Annotated in this window: 15 protein-coding genes; 10 read left to right on the top strand and 5 right to left on the bottom strand. The window is 72.9% G+C overall.

The window, feature by feature from the left end; genetic code table 11:
- Positions 1 to 79 precede the first annotated feature (79 nt).
- On the top strand, positions 80 to 373 hold the full coding sequence (locus AC3EUJ_RS29660) for a BBE domain-containing protein (protein WP_431966719.1): 294 nt from the start codon (positions 80 to 82) through the stop codon (positions 371 to 373).
- 57 nt (positions 374 to 430) lie between these two features.
- Here the strand turns inward: AC3EUJ_RS29660 and AC3EUJ_RS29655 are convergent, their stop codons facing one another.
- On the bottom strand, positions 431 to 1,402 hold the full coding sequence (locus tag AC3EUJ_RS29655) for an aldo/keto reductase (RefSeq protein ID WP_431966717.1): 972 nt from the start codon (positions 1,400 to 1,402) through the stop codon (positions 431 to 433).
- Between the two features lie 397 nt (positions 1,403 to 1,799).
- Between AC3EUJ_RS29655 and AC3EUJ_RS29650 the strand changes: the two genes are divergently transcribed.
- On the top strand, positions 1,800 to 2,579 hold the full coding sequence (locus AC3EUJ_RS29650; RefSeq protein WP_431966715.1) for a hypothetical protein: 780 nt from the start codon (positions 1,800 to 1,802) through the stop codon (positions 2,577 to 2,579).
- Between the two features lie 66 nt (positions 2,580 to 2,645).
- Positions 2,646 to 3,509 carry a polyphosphate kinase 2 gene (gene ppk2, locus AC3EUJ_RS29645; RefSeq protein ID WP_431966713.1) on the top strand — a complete coding sequence of 288 codons (864 nt, stop codon included), beginning with the start codon at positions 2,646 to 2,648 and terminating at the stop codon, positions 3,507 to 3,509.
- Between the two features lie 538 nt (positions 3,510 to 4,047).
- Here the strand turns inward: ppk2 and AC3EUJ_RS29640 are convergent.
- Together AC3EUJ_RS29640 and tnpA are read right to left on the bottom strand one after the other, a co-directional pair.
- Positions 4,048 to 5,256 carry an RNA-guided endonuclease InsQ/TnpB family protein gene (locus tag AC3EUJ_RS29640; RefSeq protein ID WP_431966711.1) on the bottom strand — a complete coding sequence of 403 codons (1,209 nt, stop codon included), beginning with the start codon at positions 5,254 to 5,256 and terminating at the stop codon, positions 4,048 to 4,050.
- Positions 5,253 to 5,675 (bottom strand): IS200/IS605 family transposase, encoded by a 423-nt coding sequence (gene tnpA, locus AC3EUJ_RS29635; RefSeq protein WP_431966776.1) that lies wholly within the window; start codon positions 5,673 to 5,675, stop codon positions 5,253 to 5,255. Before tnpA ends, AC3EUJ_RS29640 begins: the two co-directional genes overlap by 4 nt.
- A 156-nt stretch (positions 5,676 to 5,831) precedes the next feature.
- On the opposite strand from tnpA, the gene AC3EUJ_RS29630 reads away from it, so the two are divergent.
- The 6 genes from AC3EUJ_RS29630 to AC3EUJ_RS29605 all read left to right on the top strand — a co-directional run bounded on the left by AC3EUJ_RS29630 (position 5,832) and on the right by AC3EUJ_RS29605 (position 12,128).
- Complete coding sequence (locus AC3EUJ_RS29630; RefSeq protein ID WP_431966709.1) at positions 5,832 to 6,572, top strand: class I SAM-dependent methyltransferase; 741 nt, start codon at positions 5,832 to 5,834, stop codon at positions 6,570 to 6,572.
- Between the two features lie 69 nt (positions 6,573 to 6,641).
- A complete protein-coding gene (locus tag AC3EUJ_RS29625; RefSeq protein WP_431966707.1) occupies positions 6,642 to 7,577 on the top strand; it encodes a GerMN domain-containing protein in 936 nt (311 codons plus the stop codon).
- Between the two features lie 124 nt (positions 7,578 to 7,701).
- Positions 7,702 to 8,109 (top strand): CBS domain-containing protein, encoded by a 408-nt coding sequence (locus AC3EUJ_RS29620; protein WP_431966705.1) that lies wholly within the window; start codon positions 7,702 to 7,704, stop codon positions 8,107 to 8,109.
- A 175-nt stretch (positions 8,110 to 8,284) separates the two neighbouring features.
- A complete protein-coding gene (locus AC3EUJ_RS29615) occupies positions 8,285 to 9,352 on the top strand; it encodes a zinc-binding dehydrogenase (protein ID WP_431966703.1) in 1,068 nt (355 codons plus the stop codon).
- A 166-nt stretch (positions 9,353 to 9,518) separates the two neighbouring features.
- Positions 9,519 to 11,462 carry an APC family permease gene (locus AC3EUJ_RS29610; protein WP_431966701.1) on the top strand — a complete coding sequence of 648 codons (1,944 nt, stop codon included), beginning with the start codon at positions 9,519 to 9,521 and terminating at the stop codon, positions 11,460 to 11,462.
- Between the two features lie 84 nt (positions 11,463 to 11,546).
- Complete coding sequence (locus AC3EUJ_RS29605) at positions 11,547 to 12,128, top strand: hypothetical protein (RefSeq protein ID WP_431966699.1); 582 nt, start codon at positions 11,547 to 11,549, stop codon at positions 12,126 to 12,128.
- 105 nt (positions 12,129 to 12,233) lie between these two features.
- Here AC3EUJ_RS29605 and AC3EUJ_RS29600 read toward each other — a convergent pair whose 3' ends face one another.
- On the bottom strand, positions 12,234 to 13,763 hold the full coding sequence (locus tag AC3EUJ_RS29600; protein WP_431966697.1) for a dienelactone hydrolase family protein: 1,530 nt from the start codon (positions 13,761 to 13,763) through the stop codon (positions 12,234 to 12,236).
- Between the two features lie 95 nt (positions 13,764 to 13,858).
- On the opposite strand from AC3EUJ_RS29600, the gene AC3EUJ_RS29595 reads away from it, so the two are divergent.
- Positions 13,859 to 14,773 carry a helix-turn-helix domain-containing protein gene (locus tag AC3EUJ_RS29595; protein WP_431966695.1) on the top strand — a complete coding sequence of 305 codons (915 nt, stop codon included), beginning with the start codon at positions 13,859 to 13,861 and terminating at the stop codon, positions 14,771 to 14,773.
- Here the strand turns inward: AC3EUJ_RS29595 and map are convergent.
- Complete coding sequence (gene map / locus AC3EUJ_RS29590) at positions 14,760 to 15,527, bottom strand: type I methionyl aminopeptidase (protein ID WP_431966693.1); 768 nt, start codon at positions 15,525 to 15,527, stop codon at positions 14,760 to 14,762. The two genes, AC3EUJ_RS29595 and map, sit on opposite strands and share 14 nt — an antisense overlap.
- Positions 15,528 to 15,533 lie beyond the last annotated feature (6 nt).

Raw genomic sequence — 15,533 nt, 5'->3', positions numbered from 1 at the left:
GCTCCCGCAGCCTCCCCGGCACACTCTCCAACCGGCTCCATGGCTGCCTTGTCCTGCACTTCTCAACCCAAGCACTCACTTGTCCCCGCCGTGTGTCCTACCGCCTGATGGGAGGGATTTGCCCTGTGGGGCCGCTGCGGGGTCCCTGGCCGGACAGCGTCAGGGTCACGGCATCGGGAGGGGCGCGGGTGGGCGTGGGGGGTGCGGGATCATCGGTGGCGGATTGGTCCCACGCGATTCTTTCGCGCCTGCACGCTCGCCATGGATCGAGCGAAGCAGTCCGTGTGGCTGGCCATACGACCGGCTGGTCGAGGTCAGGCGGACGTACGACCCCGGGAACCTGTTCCACCTCAACCAGAACGTCGCGCCGTGACGGCGGCCGGGTCCGTGGCCGCCGCGCAGCCACGGACCCGGACCCGGACCCGGCGGCTCAGGAGAAGCCGACGACGGAGTGCGGCCGGTACGGGCTCTCCAGCTCCTTCAGCTCCTCCTCGGTGAGGCGCACGTCCAGCGCGGCGACGGCGTCCTCCAGATGTGCCTCCTTGCCGACGCCGACGATCGGCGCCGTGACCCCGGGCCTGCCCAGCAGCCACGCCAGGGCGATCTGCGCCCGCGACAGACCGCGCCGGGCCGCGATGGCCGCGACGGCCTCGACGATCACGCGGTCCTCCTCGAGGTAGAGGGTGCCGCCGAACTCGTCGGTGGCCTGACGGGCACTGCCGGCGTCCCAGTCACGGGTCAGCCGCCCCCGGGCGAGCGGGCTCCACGGGGTGACGCCGACGCCCTGGTCCGCGCAGAGCGGCAGCATCTCGCGCTCCTCCTCGCGGTGGAGGAGGTTGTAGTGGTTCTGCATGCTGACGAACTTCGTCCAGCCGTGGCGCTCCGCCGTGTACTGGGCCTTGGAGAACTGCCAGGCGTACATGGAGGACGCCCCGATGTACCGCGCCTTGCCCGACTTCACCACGTCGTGCAGGGCCTCCATCGTCTCCTCGACCGGGGTGTGCGGGTCCCAGCGGTGCACGATGTACAGGTCCACGTAGTCCGTCCCGAGGCGGCGCAGGCTCGCGTCGATCTCGGTGAGCACGGCCTTGCGGGACAGGCCCGCCCCGTTCGGTCCGGGCCGCATGCGGCCGTGCACCTTCGTGGCCAGCACGATCTCCTCGCGGGGCGCGTACTCGGCCAGGGCCCGGCCGACGATCTCCTCGCTGGTGCCGTCGGAGTAGACGTTGGCGGTGTCGAAGAACGTGACGCCGGCCTCGACGGCGCCGCGGATGAGGGGGCGGGCGGCGTCCTCGTCCAGGGTCCACGGATGGTTGCCACGGTCTGGTGCGCCGTAGCTCATGCAGCCCAGGCAGATCCGGGAGACGTCAAGACCGGTGCTGCCGAGTTTCGTGTACTCCACGTCCATGCCTCCGCGTGCTGATGTGGTGGCCTCGATTGCCGAACGGCACTCCCGAGTATGCAAGCCAGTGGATCTTCGCGTCGACGGCGCCGGTCGGACACACGGCGGGATCCATCCGCATTGTACGTAATCAGGCCGAACGACCTCCGTATACCACTGCGGGACTTCCGTCCCGTGAGCGACGTGGGCGATGTCACATGCCCCGATTTGCGCGGTTCATCATGGCTTTGACCTGCGGCTTTTCGGAATCATGTACTCCGCTTCCGACGACTGCGCAGGTCAGGCCCTTGCGCAGGCGGGAATGCTCGCGCAGAGTCCCTGACGTAACCGGCCCCGGCCGCGCAGCGCGGCAGCCGGCATTCCGGGCGGGGGCTAGCTGAAAGGGTCCTCGTCTCACATGCGCAACCAGGCCAAGCACCGCCGCGGACGTTCCCTGCGGCTCAAGCTGTCCGCCGCGGCTGTCGCCTCCGCCGCGGCCTTCGGCGGAACCGCATGGGCACTCCAGCAGTCCGGCTCGGACGCCTCCGGGGCGGACCGCTCGTCCGGCTCCTCCAAGGTCCACGTCACCTCGATCGTGCCGAGCGCGTCCGAGCAGCCGGAGCGTGGCCTGGTCGAGGCCGACCGCGGACACCGCGACGCGGCCCCGGAGGCGAAGGAGAAGAAGAGCACCAGCCCGACGGCCTCGAACCGGTCGACTCCAGCCAAGGCCGAGACAAAGGCCAAGGCCAAGGAGAAGCCGAACCCGGCGAAGCCGGCCCCCACCAAGCCGGTCCACCCGAAGCCCCCCGCGAGCATGCCGACCCCGAAGCCGACGCCGAAGCCGACCCACACCGGCGCCCCGGCGCCCTCCACCCCGCCGTCGACGCCCACGCCCACACCCACGCCCACACCCACGCCGACCCCGACCCCGACGCACACACCAGAACCCACACCGCCGGCGACCGCCCCTACTCCGACCGCGGCCCCCACGACCGGCGCCCCGTACACGCCGGCGTCCCCGGCCGCCGAGGCGGCCAAGCCCCCGCGGACCGCCCCGGAGCGCGCGGACGCCGAGGTGCTGCCCCCCTTCGCGGCCGTCCCGCACCCCCCTCACGGCCCCGGCCCCTGGCTCCCGTTCCCGGCGGCCGCCCCCGGTCACGCCGTCGGCGCCCCGGGCGGCACCGGCCCGCTCGGCTGAGCCTCCCCCGGAGCCCGCCTCGGGCGCCGTACCGTGGGCGTCCTACGGAGGCGAGGGCATCGGGGCATGGGTCACAGGAAGCGGCAGGAGCGCCTGCCGCGGGGCGTGTACGAGCGGGAACTGCTGCGGCTGCAGATCGAGTTGGTGAAGCTTCAGGAGTGGGTCCGGGCCGGCGGGCGCAGACTCGTCGTCATCTTCGAGGGACGCGACGCGGCCGGCAAGGGCAGCACGATCAAGCGGGTGACGGAGCACCTCAACCCGCGCATCGCGCGCATCGCGGCGCTCCCCGCGCCGACCGAACGCGAGCGCACCCAGTGGTACTTCCAGCGCTACATCGATCATCTGCCGGCCGGCGGGGAGATCGTGCTGTTCGACCGGAGCTGGTACAACCGCGCCGGCGTGGAGCACGTGATGGGCTTTTGCACCCCCGAGGAGCACGTGCGCTTCCTGCACCAGTGCCCGATCTTCGAGCGGCTGCTGATCGAGGACGGCATCATCCTGCGCAAGTACTGGTTCTCCGTCAGCGACGCCGTCCAGGAGCAGCGTTTCCGGGCCCGCCTGGAGGACCCGACCCGCCGCTGGAAACTGTCGGGGATGGACCTGGAGTCCATCACCCGCTGGGAGGCGTACTCGCGCGCCAAGGACGACATGTTCGTGCACACCGACATCCCCGAGGCCCCCTGGTACGTCGTCGGCAGTGACGACAAGCGCGCTGCCCGCATCAACATGATCGCCCACCTCTTGTCGAGCATCCCCTACGAGGAGGTCCCGCTCCCGGCGATCGAACTCCCGCCCCGCCCCGCGTCGACCGGCTACCAGCGCCCACCCCGCGACCTCCAGACCTACGTCCCCGACCACGCGGCGACCCTGCACCAGGGACTGCCCCCGGCTGCTCCGGGCCGCCGCCCGAACGCCGGCAAGCGATCTTGAATCTCCCCGCGTTCCATCTCCCCGCGTTCCCGCGAACGCATCGACGCCGCCGGGCGCTGCGCCATCCCGGAACGCGACAGGACCGCCCCGCGCGAGTGGGGCCTGCCGCGGCACCCCCTCCTCACCCCGGGCCCTCAGGCCGGCCCTGCGACCGGATGTACGCGTGCGTCGATCGTGTGGTCGAGGCGGTCCGGGGCCCGGAGGCCGGGCGGGGCGGAGTGCTGTCCCTCGATCTGGCTCGAGTTGATCCGCGAGAACTCCGTGTGAGCGCGTTCGGGAGATCCGTCGGAAAACCGTGCCCGGCGTGCCCGGGAAAGGGGTCGCGGTGGGGCCCGGTGGGGGTGGGGGTGGGCTCGGGGGCGGGGTGCGGACGGGGCGGGCGGGGGGTGGCGCGGGAGCGGGGGAGACGGGCGTACATGTGAGTTGGGGCAACGCTGCTGAGCTGGGCTTTCGGGGCTGCGGGCCCTAGCGTCTCATCGGGAAAGGGGATCTGGTGACTCCACCCACGCGTAAACGCGCGGGCTTCCTGCGTCGGTGGCTAAGCCGCCGCGCAGAGGGCCAGCCCGGCCCGGTTGAGGACGTTCGCCGCGCCGACGTGGTCCGCGTTCGCCGCGAACCCGCACGCCGTGCATGCGAACGTCGCTTGGGTGGCGCGGTTCTCCTTCGCGACATGCCCGCACTCGGGGCACGTGCGGGAGGTGTTGCGCGCGTCCACCGCAACCACCAGGCGACCGGCACTCTCAGCCTTGTTCGCCAGGATTCCGAGGAACTGCGCCCAACCCGCATCGAGGATACTGCGGTTGAGCCCGGCCTTCGCGGCAGCACCGTTCGGCAGGAAGCTGCCGGGCTGCTCAGGGTCGGCCTTGGGTGCGGGGCTCTTGGTCATACCCGCCGTGTTGAGCCGCTCGTGCGCAATCACGTCGTGGCCGGCGATCAGCGTACGGGCGGTCTTGTGGTGGAAGTCGGCGCGCTGCCGCCGGATCTTGCCGTGCAGCTTGGCGACCTTCCGGGCGGCGGCGCGGTGGCGCTTGACGCGCTGCCGGGACCGCTTGGGGAACGTCGCCAGGTGCCGCTGCGCTTCGGCCAGTTCGCCGGCCATCGCCTGGAGGAAACGCGGGTTGGTGACGTGTTCGCCGTCCGAGGTGGTCAGGAAGTGGGCGACACCCATGTCGATACCGACGACCGCCCCGGTCGGCGGCAGTTCCTCGACGGGCACGTCGTCGCAGGACAAGACGACGTACCAACGGTTGCCCTCCCGCTTCACCGAGATGGTCTTGACCCGGCCGCGCACGGGCCGGTGCTGGTGCACACGGACATGCCCGACGCCTTGCAGGCGGACGCGGGTCTGCGAGCCGTGGGGGGTGGAGTCCCAGCGGCAGCCGTCGCCGTCCTTGGGGAAGGTGACGGTGTCGAAGTGCCCGACGCCCTTGAAACGCGGGTAGCCCGGCGTCTGCCCGGCCTTGACGCGGCGGAAGAACGCCTGGAACGCCTTGTCCAGGCGGCGCAGGGTGGCTTGCTGGGAGGAGAACGACCAGCGGCCCTGCCGCTCAGGGTCGAACGCGCGGATCTCCTTGAGCTGGGCGGACTGGTCACCGTACCGGACACTGGTCCTCGAGGTGTGCCGGTAGGCGTCCCGGCGCTCTTGCAGCGCACCGTTGTAAAGGGAGCAGTGGTCCCGCAGCATCTCACCGAGCGCTGCCCTCTGACGGGCCGTGGGGCGCAGGAGGAACGTGTACGCGCGGATCACGAGCCGTCCCCCTTCTTCCCAGGGCGCTCCCACTGGGTGTTGATGTACTTCTCGACCGTGGCCGCCGACACGGCGCCGACCGAGGCCGCGAAGTACGACGACGACCACAGTGTGGGCATCCGCGACTTCAGGTGCGCGAACTCCTCGCGCAGCACGCCAGAGGTGAAGCCCTTGAACTGGTTCGCCACGTACGAGGCCGACGACTTCGGGTCGTGCTTGACGAACAGGTGCACCTGGTCGGGCATCACCTCAAGGGCGATGATCTCCCACCCGCGTTCGTCCGCCTTCTGCCGGATCAGTTCCTCCAGTCGTTCCGCGACCCGGCCGCCGAGGACCGGACGGCGGTACTTCGGGCACCACACGACGTGGAGCCCGAGGTCGTACACGCCGCCGGAGAATCGGCGAACCTTCCTGGCCACGGTCACACGATCACTATACACGCGCCGCAGGTCTAGTGCAGCAGAAAGGTGGACTCAGGTGAACAGTGCCGATCCGTACACCCAGTTGAGGCCAGAGCAGGGCCCAGAAGCCATTCCCCACCCCGCTAAAACGGGGCGTCCCCTGGCTAGGTCCTGATGGACCGTGGTATCCGCGACGTCGACGACGTGCTGAAGCTCCTGGACGACCTGTTCGCTGCCGGAGCCGACCGCTGGACGGAAGGAGCGGCCGACTGGTGGGACGCGTTCTACGCGGACCGGTCCCGGCCGGTGCCGTTCTTCGTGGACAAGCCCGACGAGAACCTTGTGGAGTGGCTCGACCGGGGCCTGATCGCGCCGGGTGGCCGGGTCCTCGACCTCGGGTGCGGTCCGGGGCGCAACGCGCGGTACCTGGCCGCACGGGGGGGGTTCACCGTGGACGCGGTCGACCTGTCCCCCACCGCGATCGCCTGGGCGCAGGAGCGGGCCCGCGGGACGGGGGCGGGCATCCGCTTCCATCGCGGTGACGCCTTCACCCTGGCCGCGACCACGCTGCGCGGCCCGTACGACCTGGTCCACGACTCGGGCTGCTTCCACCATCTGCCGCCGCACCGGCGGATCAGCTACCTCGCGCTGCTGGACGAGGTCCTGGCGCCCGGCGGGCATCTGGTGCTGACGTGCTTCGCGGCCGGTGCGATGGGGTCCGAGCTCTCCGACGCGGAGTTCTACCGCGAGTCCCGGCTGCACGGCGGCCTGGCCTACACCCCGGAGGCGCTGCGCTGGATCTTCTCCGGTCTGACGGAGGTCGAGTTGCGCCGCATGCGCGACGAGCCCGTGGAATCGGCGTGCTTCGGCGAGGACTTCCTCTGGGCGGCGTTGTTCCGGGCGCCGCGCGGGTGACCCTCCCGGGTGATGGCGTGCGGGGGCGGAAGCGGGCACTCTGTGCGCATACCGGAGGGGAGGATTCACATGGATGGTGCCCGGCTCTGCGCCGCACGCCCGGCGCGGGCGCTCGCCGCCGCGCTGTTGTCCCTGGTGCTGCTGTCCGCCTGCGGCGGGTCCGGCCGGGAGGCCTCCGGTGCGCCGTCCCGGACCGGCGCACCGGTCGCCACGCCGGACGGCAGGTCGCCGGACCCGGCCGCCTCCGCGTCGGCGTCCGTGTCGGCGTCCGCGCCTGTGTCGGCGTCTGCCGCGGCGACGCCCCGCCGGGTCCGCGCGGCCGTCTACTTCCTGCACGAGGGGAAGCTGTCGGCGGCGCCGCGCACGGTCACCGGCCCGGCGACCGTCGCCGCGGCGCTGCGGGCCCTGCTCGCGGGCCCGAACGGCTTCGAGCGCGGTCAGGGCCGGGCCACCGCGGTCCCGTCGGGGACGGTGCTGCGGTCGCTGGCCGTACGTGACCGCGTCGCCACCGTCGACGTCTCGGGGCGCTACGACGACGCCTCCGCCACGTTCGTGGAAACACGGCTCGCCCAGGTGGTGTTCACCGCGACGGGGTTCCCCGGCGTGGACAAGGTGCGCTTGCTCGTGGACGGCCGGCCGCCGGCCGCACTCGGCACGGCGGCCACGGGCCGTCCCCTCGGCCGCGCCGACTTCGAGGATCTGTCCCCCGCTGTCCTCGTGGAATCGCCGCTTCTCGGCGACACCGTCACCGCCCCGCTGCGCGTGCGCGGCACGGCGAACACCTTCGAGGCGGAGTTCCGGCTGCGGATCTCCGACAGCACCGGCCGCACGATCGCCGACGTACGGGTGGCGGCCACCTCGGGCAGCGGCACCCGGGGCACGTTCGACGTGACCGTGCCCTACCGCGCGGCCGACGGGCCGGGCACCCTCACCGCGTACGTCCTGTCCGCCGAGGACGGCCGCCGGGTCGTCCTCGACACGGTGCCGCTCACGCTCGCGGGGTGAGCGGGCCCGGCGGGGCCGTGCGCCCGCCGCCGCACCGGCAGGGACCGGAAGCAGGGGGCTCGTCCCGGGTCCGGGCCGCGATGAGCGCCGTCCGGCAGCCGATGACGGTGGGCGACGTGATGGCGTGCGGAGTCGTCACGGTCACCCGCCGCGCGTCGTGGGCGTCGTCTCGGAGGCCGGCCTGCTGCGCAAGGAGGAGCGCCGCGAGGGCGAGCCGCCCCCGGTGGGCGCCGCGCTCACCGACGAGCGGTTGATGACCGCGCCCTCGGTCACGGTGCGCGGTGCCGCGTCGCTCGCCCGGCCGGCCGGCCCGTGCCATGGCGCGTCCCAGGTCAAGCGGCTGCCGGTGGTCGGCGCCCGGGGCATGCTCAAGGGCATGGTCAGCCAGGACGAGTCGCCGAAGGGCTTCCTGCGGTCCGACGAGGACATCGCCCGCGACGTCCGGGAGCATGTGGCCGCCCGGCTCTTCCCCGGCGCGTGGCGTTCGTGGCCGTCCGTGGCGGTCGAGGTCGACGAGGGGGCGTCACCCTGAGCGGGCTGCTCGGGGACCGCTCCCTGGTGCGGTCCGTCGAGCGCGTCGTCGACGCGCGCTTCGATTCGACGCCGAACCGCGCGTGGAGGGCGGCCCGGGCGCCGGATGCGAGGGCCGCCGGCCGCGCCCACTCTGGAGAGGGGGAACACGCCTCAGTCCGAAGGAGCGGAACGCCATGAAGGCATGGGTCTTCCAGGGTCCGGGACGGGCCGCCTGGCAGGAGGTGGCCGATCCGGTCCTCCAGGACACGAGGGACGCCATCGTCCGCGTCGACACTGTCGCGATCTGCGGCACCGATCTGCACATCCTCAAGGGCGACGTGCCGGACGTCGCCCCCGGTACGGTGCTCGGTCACGAGGCGGTGGGCGAGGTCGTCGAGACCGGAGCGGACGTGGACACCGTCCAGCCCGGCGACCGGGTGCTGGTCAGTTGCGTCTCCGGCTGCGGACGCTGCCGGTTCTGCCGTGAGCAGGTCTACGGCCAGTGCCTGGACGGCGGCGGCTGGGTGCTCGGGCACCTGATCGACGGTACGCAGGCGGAGTACGTGCGCGTGCCGTACGCCGACACCTCGCTGCACGCGCTGCCGCACAACGTGACCGGGCACGACGCCGTCCTGCTCTCCGACATCTTCCCCACCGCCTACGAGGTCGGCGTCCTCAACGGCGGCGTCCGGCCCGGGGACACGGTCGCCGTGGTCGGCTGCGGCCCGATCGGCCTGGCCGCCATCGCGACGGCCCAGCTGTGCTCCCCGCACACCGTGATCGCCGTCGACGTGGCGGCGGCCCGCCTGCAGGCGGCGAAGAACCTGGGCGCGGACGCCGTGGTCGCGGCGGCCGAGCAGCCCGAGCAGCTGGTCGACGACCTCACGGGCGGGCTCGGCGCGGACGTGGTGATCGAGGCCGTGGGGCTTCCGGAGACCTTCGAGATGTCCACGCGGATGGTCCGGCCCGGCGGCCGGGTGGCGAACGCGGGGGTGCACGGCGGGCCCGTCACGCTCCACCTGGAGCAGCTGTGGAACCGCAACGTCACCATCACCACGGGCCTGGTCGACACCTACTCCACGCCCACCCTGCTGCGCCTGCTGGAAGCCCGGAAACTGCCCATCGGCGCGTTCGTCACGCACACCTTCGAGCTGCACGAAATGGCGGAGGCCTACGACGTCTTCGCGGCGGCGGCCGACACCGGCGCGCTCAAAGTCGTCCTGGGCGGACCGCACCATGACGCCCTGGTGCCCACGTTCTGACCGAACCGGTCGGCATAAAGGACGCCTACGGGACAAAACGGCGACTCTTGACGGAATCTTAACGGCGTGAAGCGGCGGTACGGAGAGTCGGGCGCTGACCGATGCGTACGCTGACCAGGCCATCTCGTGGTGGCGGGAACCAGTGGCAGTTACGTCAGGAGCACCGATGACCTCCCCCGTCCCTACGAGTCGCCTGCGCGCGTGGATGCTCGAGGGCCTCTCCGACATGGCCCGGCACCAGCAGGGCGGACAGGCGGTCCCGGAGCGGCACGACCACGGCCAGCGCTGGTGGCGCGTGATGTGCCTGACGGGTGTCGACTATTTCTCCACCCTCGGCTACCAGCCCGGCATCGCGGCGCTGGCGGCCGGTCTGCTGTCGCCGGTGGCCACGATCGTGCTGGTGATCGTCACGCTGGCCGGCGCACTGCCCGTGTACCGCCGGGTGGCTGAGGAGAGCCCCCGCGGCGAGGGCTCGATCGCCATGCTGGAGCGGCTCCTGTCGTTCTGGAAGGGCAAGCTCTTCGTCCTGACGCTGCTGGGCTTCGCGGCGACGGACTTCCTCATCACGATCACGCTGTCGGCGGCCGACGCCTCGACCCACCTGGTGGAGAACCCGCACCTGACGAACGCGCTGCAGGGGAAGCAGATGGTCATCACGCTGCTGCTGGTCGCACTGCTCGGCGCGGTATTCATGAAGGGCTTCCTGGAGGCGATCGGTGTCGCGGTCGCCCTCGTGGGCATCTACCTGGCGCTCAACGCGGTCGTCGTGGTCGTCGGTCTGTGGCACGTGGCCACGGCCGGGCACGTGGTCACCGACTGGTCGAGCGCCCTGGCCACGCAGCACGGCAACGTCCTGGTGATGGTCGGGGTGGCGCTGCTGGTCTTCCCGAAGCTCGCGCTGGGCCTGTCCGGATTCGAGACCGGTGTGGCGGTGATGCCGCACGTCAAGGGCGACCCCTCCGACACCGAGGAGCGTCCCGCCGGGCGGATCCGGGACACGAAGAAACTGCTGACCACGGCCGCCGTGATCATGAGCTGCTTCCTGATCACGACCAGCTTCATCACCACGCTGCTGATCCCGGCCAACGAGTTCGAGGCCGGCGGCAAGGCCAACGGCCGCGCGCTGGCCTACCTCGCGCACGAGTACCTGGGCAATGCCTTCGGCACCGTCTACGACGTGTCGACGATCTGCATCCTGTGGTTCGCCGGCGCCTCGGCGATGGCCGGGCTCCTCAACCTCATGCCGCGCTACCTGCCGCGCTACGGCATGGCGCCGCACTGGGCGCGCGCGGTGCGGCCGATGGTGCTGGTCTTCACCCTCGTCGCGTTCCTGGTCACGTGGATCTTCGACGCCAACGTCGACGCCCAGGGCGGCGCGTACGCGACCGGCGTCCTGGTGCTGATCTCCTCCGCGGCGATCGCCGTGACCATCGCCGCCCGCAAGGCGGGGCAGCGCAACTGGACGATCGTCTTCGGGGTGATCTCGGCGGTCTTCCTCTACACCACGGTCGTCAACGTCTTCGAGCGCCCGGACGGCGTGAAGATCGGTGCCTGCTTCATCGTCGGCATCATGCTGATCTCCCTGCTGTCGCGGCTCGCCCGCGCCTTCGAACTGCGCATCACCGGCATCAGCATGGACGCCATGGCCGAGCGCTTCGTACGTGACATCTCCCACCGCACGATCCGCTTCATCGCCAACGAGCCCGACCGGCGGGACGTCGCGGAGTACCGCGACAAGATCAAGCAGATCCGGTCCGACAACGACCTGCCGGCCGAGGAGGACTTCGTCTTCGTCGAGGTCACCGTCTCCGACCCGTCCGAGTTCGAGGCGGGCCTGGTGGTCCGCGGCGAGGTCCTCCACGACCGCTACCGCGTCCTGACCCTGGAGAGCTCCTCCATCCCGAACGCGCTGGCGGCGTTCCTCCTGCACGTCCGCGACAGCACCGGGCAGCGGCCGCACATCTACTTCGAGTGGACCGAGGGCACCCCGTTCGCCAACTTCCTGCGCTTCTTCCTCTTCGGGCAGGGCGAGGTCGCCCCGGTCACCCGGGAGGTGCTGCGCGAGGCGGAGCCCGACCGCGGCCGCAGGCCGCGCGTCCACGTCGGCTGAGCCCCCCCGGCACGTCAGGGAGGCGCAAAAGTCCGGACCGGCCCTCGTCAAGGGTCGTCAGAGCCGCGCCCTGCGGGCCCGGCCGTGCCTACGGTCGGCCCCACGGAACGGCGAACGGCTCCCCGGCCCGGACAGCAGGGCACGGTCGGTGACCGCCACTGGCGTGCGGATCTGCGGCGCGCGCTGGGTAGCGCGCTCGCTTTCCTGTGCCTGGCGGTGCCGCTGGACGCGGTCGCGGGCACGCTCACCCCGCGGCGCGCGGCACTGTGGCTGGTCCTGGCCGTGATCGTGCTCGCGCTGCTCCACCCGGCCCGGGTGACCGCGGGCGACGGATGGCTGGCGGTGTGCGGCCCGCTGCGGGAGCGGCGGGTGCGGACCGACGCGCTGACCGTCGTCCGCCAATCCCCCGGTGTGTCGCGGCATCTGGTCCCGTGGGACGCGCACGGCCGGTGGCTGGAGCTCGACCCCCGCGTCCTGGAGGCGAATCCGCTGCTGTGGCACCGCCTGGAGGCGGGCGCGCGGTGCTTCCCCACCGCCGGCAACCTCCGCGAGGGGGCCGAGGTGCTGGGGCGGCTGGTGAGCGGATCGATGGCATCACGGCCCCACCCGGGATGCCGGGCTTCCGTGCCGGGACCGGGCGCGGGCCCGCCGGGTACGTGGTTGTGAAGGCGGCCGCCCGCAGCGAGGACCTGCTGGTCGTCGGCACGGGGTCGCGCGGCCTGCCCCGTGCCGGCCGTACCGCCGTCGCGGCTGCCCGCCCGGGTGGAAACCTCAGCCCCGCAGGTGCCCGAGGACGGTGCGCATCGCGCGCTCCACGGCGCGGCGCGCCTCCCCGCCGTGGTCGGTCGTCTCGAAGCCGTGGGTGCCGTCGGGGAGGTCGACGACCTCCACGTCCGCCCCCGCGTCCTTGGCGGCGGACAGGAACTCCTCGACCGTCGCCGCGATCTCCGTCCGCTCCCGCCCCACCCGGGTCAGGACGATCGGCAGCGCGCCCGCGCCGTGCACCGCGGCCGCGGCCGCGGGCCGGAAACGGGAGGCGTTCAGACCCCAGTTGGGCAGTGGCGCGAGGACGGGGTAGGTTGCCGCCACGCAACGCAGCCACCTCGGGGGCGCCGCCAGCCAGTCCGCGGACAGCAGCCCGCCGGCGGAGAAGAACCACAGCGCGACGCGGTCGGCGTCGACCCGCGGATCGGCGCGGACCACCTCCACCGCCTCGGCGAGGTCCTCGGCCGCGCGCGGGAAGTCGCCCAGTTCGTGCAGCCGGTGGTCGACGGTCGCACCGACTGCTCCGCGTGCTGCCGCGAGGCGGCCGTAGCCGGCGAAGGCCGGCCAGTCGCGCGGGGTCGGCCGCGCGCCGGCCGGCACCGGGCCGCCGTGGACGAACACCACGGCCGGCCGGGCTCCGCCGCCGTCGGCGGGTTCCGGCAGGTACAGGTCGGTGCGCCCGAAGCGCTCACGGGGCCGTTCGGGCACGTCGAGGAGGAACGGCCGCAGGTGCGCCGGCGGTTCGCCCGTGGCGGTGATCCGGTGGCCCTCCCCGGCGGCGGCCTTCAGCAGGACCCCGGCGAGCTCGCCGGGGGTGGAGAGCATCGGCCAGTGGCCGGTGGCGAGTTCGAAGAAGGTGACGCGGGGGTCGGTCAGCGCCTGGAGCTCGGGGTGCCCCAGGCCCACCAGCCCCTCCACCGCGGCGATGCTCGTTCCGTTGCCCGTACACAGGACACCGGTGGTCGGCAGTGCGGCGGCAGCCCCCGACAGGCGCAGCGGCGCGGTGAGCGTCCCGGCCGGTTGGGGTGCGGCGTCGGCGGCGAGCCGCGCGAGCGCCCCGGCGGGCACTCCGGACGTACTGCCCCACCGGTCCCACGCCCCTGGCGTCGGCGGGGCGATGCCCCACTCGTCGTCGCCGCGGGCGGTCTCGGCCGAGAGCCGGGCGCGCAGATCCTGGTCGGGCACCAGCTTCAGCGGCGGGTCGCCGTCCCGCGGAAGGCCCGCGTCCAGGTGGACGACGCGGGCGATGCGTCCGGGCCGCCGGTCGGCCGCGGCGAGCACCGGGTGGATGCCGTAGCCGTGGCCGACGAGCACCACGTCCGCGGCGTCCCGGGAGCCGGCACCGTCGACGACGCGCAGGACGTCCTCGACGTGGGTCTCCAGGTCGGTGCCGGGCCCGGCCGGGCGGCGGGAGCCGGCCATGCCGGTGAGGGTCACCGGGTGGGCGCCGGCGCCCGACTCCCGCAGCCGGCCGGCGACGTCCTCCCACACCCAGCCGCCCGTGTGGGCCTCGGGAACGAGTACGAACACGGTCATGTGTGCCTCCCGCACGCGTCGGTCCGCGAAGCGGCCGTCCCGGCCGCCCGCGCTTGCCGGTACGGTAGGAACTCCCCCTGAGGGAGGTTCAAGCGGTGGAAGCCGACAGCACGTTGAGCATCGGGGAGCTCGCCGAACGGGCCGGTGTCTCCGTCAAGACCGTCCGCTTCTACTCGGATCGCGGGCTGCTGCCGGAGTCCGCCCGCAGCGCGGGCGGCCACCGCCGCTACGCCCCCGAGGCGCTCGCCCGGCTGCGCCTGATCCGCTCGCTGCGCGCCCTGGACCTGCCGGTGCCGGACGTGGGGCGGGTCCTGGAACGGGAGGACGCCCTGGAGGACGTCGTAGCGGGCCACTTGAGGGCCCTCGGCACCCAACTGGCCGCCCTGCGCTGGCGGGAGGCCGCCCTGCGGCTGTTGCGGGAGTGCACGGCCGAGGAGCGTGTCGAACGGCTGGAGCTCGTCGGCGCCGTCCCCGTACCGCCGAGCACGGACTCGATGGCCCGCTTCTGGCGCCGCTGGCTGCGGCCCGCGCGGCTGCCCGCCCCCGTGCTGGCCCGGGTCGTCGAACTCGCCGTGCCACAACCGCCGGACCAGCCGGGCCCGGCGCAGGTGCTGGCCTTCGCCCGGCTGCACGCCTTCACCTCGGCATCCTGTCCGCCCGGTGCCCTGCACGCGCTCGCGGCGCACCGGCCCGACGCGGGCCCGCGCCCGGCCGTACTGTACGAGGGCCTCTACGAGGCCTATGAACTGGCCGCGCCGGACGTCCTGGCCGGCCGCGCCCCCCGCGCGGGCGAGGCGCTGGACTGCTTCGTCACCGCCCACGCGCGGTCGCTTCGCACGCGCGACACCCCCGGCTTCCGCCGTCGGCTGAGCGGCATGCTCGCCGTGGAGCCCCGCATCGACCGCTACTGGCAGCTTGTGGGGGAGGTGCGGGGCCCGGCGGAGGCGACCCCCGGGGCCGCCCACACCTGGCTGCGCTCCGCGCTCGAAAGCCAGGTCACGGCGCGGTGAGGATGCGCGGGCCCTCCTCCGTGACGGCGACGGTGTGCTCGAAATGGGCGGCGCGGCTGCCGTCCTCGGTGCGCAGCGTCCAGCCGTCGGCGGCCGTGCGGTAACCGCCGCGGCCCCCGGCCATCAGCATCGGCTCGATGGCGAGGGCCAGCCCGTGCCGCAGCGGGTAACCACGACCGGGCCGGCCCTGGTTGGGCACATGGGGGTCCTCGTGCATCCGGCGGCCGATGCCATGGCCGCCGAAGTCCGCGGGCATGCCGCACCGGGCCTCGCGGGCGACAGTGCCGATGGCGTGCGAGATGTCGCCGACGCGGTTGCCGACGGTGGCCGCGGCGATCCCGGCGTCGAGGGCCTGCCGGGTGGCCTCGATGAGCCGCACGTCGGCGGGTCGGGGCGTGCCGACGGTGAAGCTGATCGCGGCGTCCCCGGTCCAGCCCTCCAGCTCGGCGCCGCAGTCGACGCTCACCAGGTCGCCGTCCCGCAGCCGGTAGGCGGTGGGGATGCCGTGCACGAGGGCGTCGTTGACCGAGGTGCAGATCACCGCGGGGAAGGGGGTGGGGGCGAACGACGGCCGGTAGCCGAGGAAGGGCGACCGCGCGCCCGCCTCGTCCAGGACGGCGCGGGCCGCCTCGTCCAGTTCCAGCAGCGACACGCCGACGCGCGCCGCCTCACGGGCGGCGGCGAGCGCGTTGGCCACGACGCGGCCGGCCTCTCGCATGGCCGCCAGCGCGGCATCCGTCTTGATCTCCACCATGTCCGT

Source organism: Actinacidiphila sp. bgisy160, from assembly GCF_057707815.1.
Note: the sequence above shows the minus strand (reverse complement) of the source record. Positions and strands in the feature narration are given on the sequence as shown.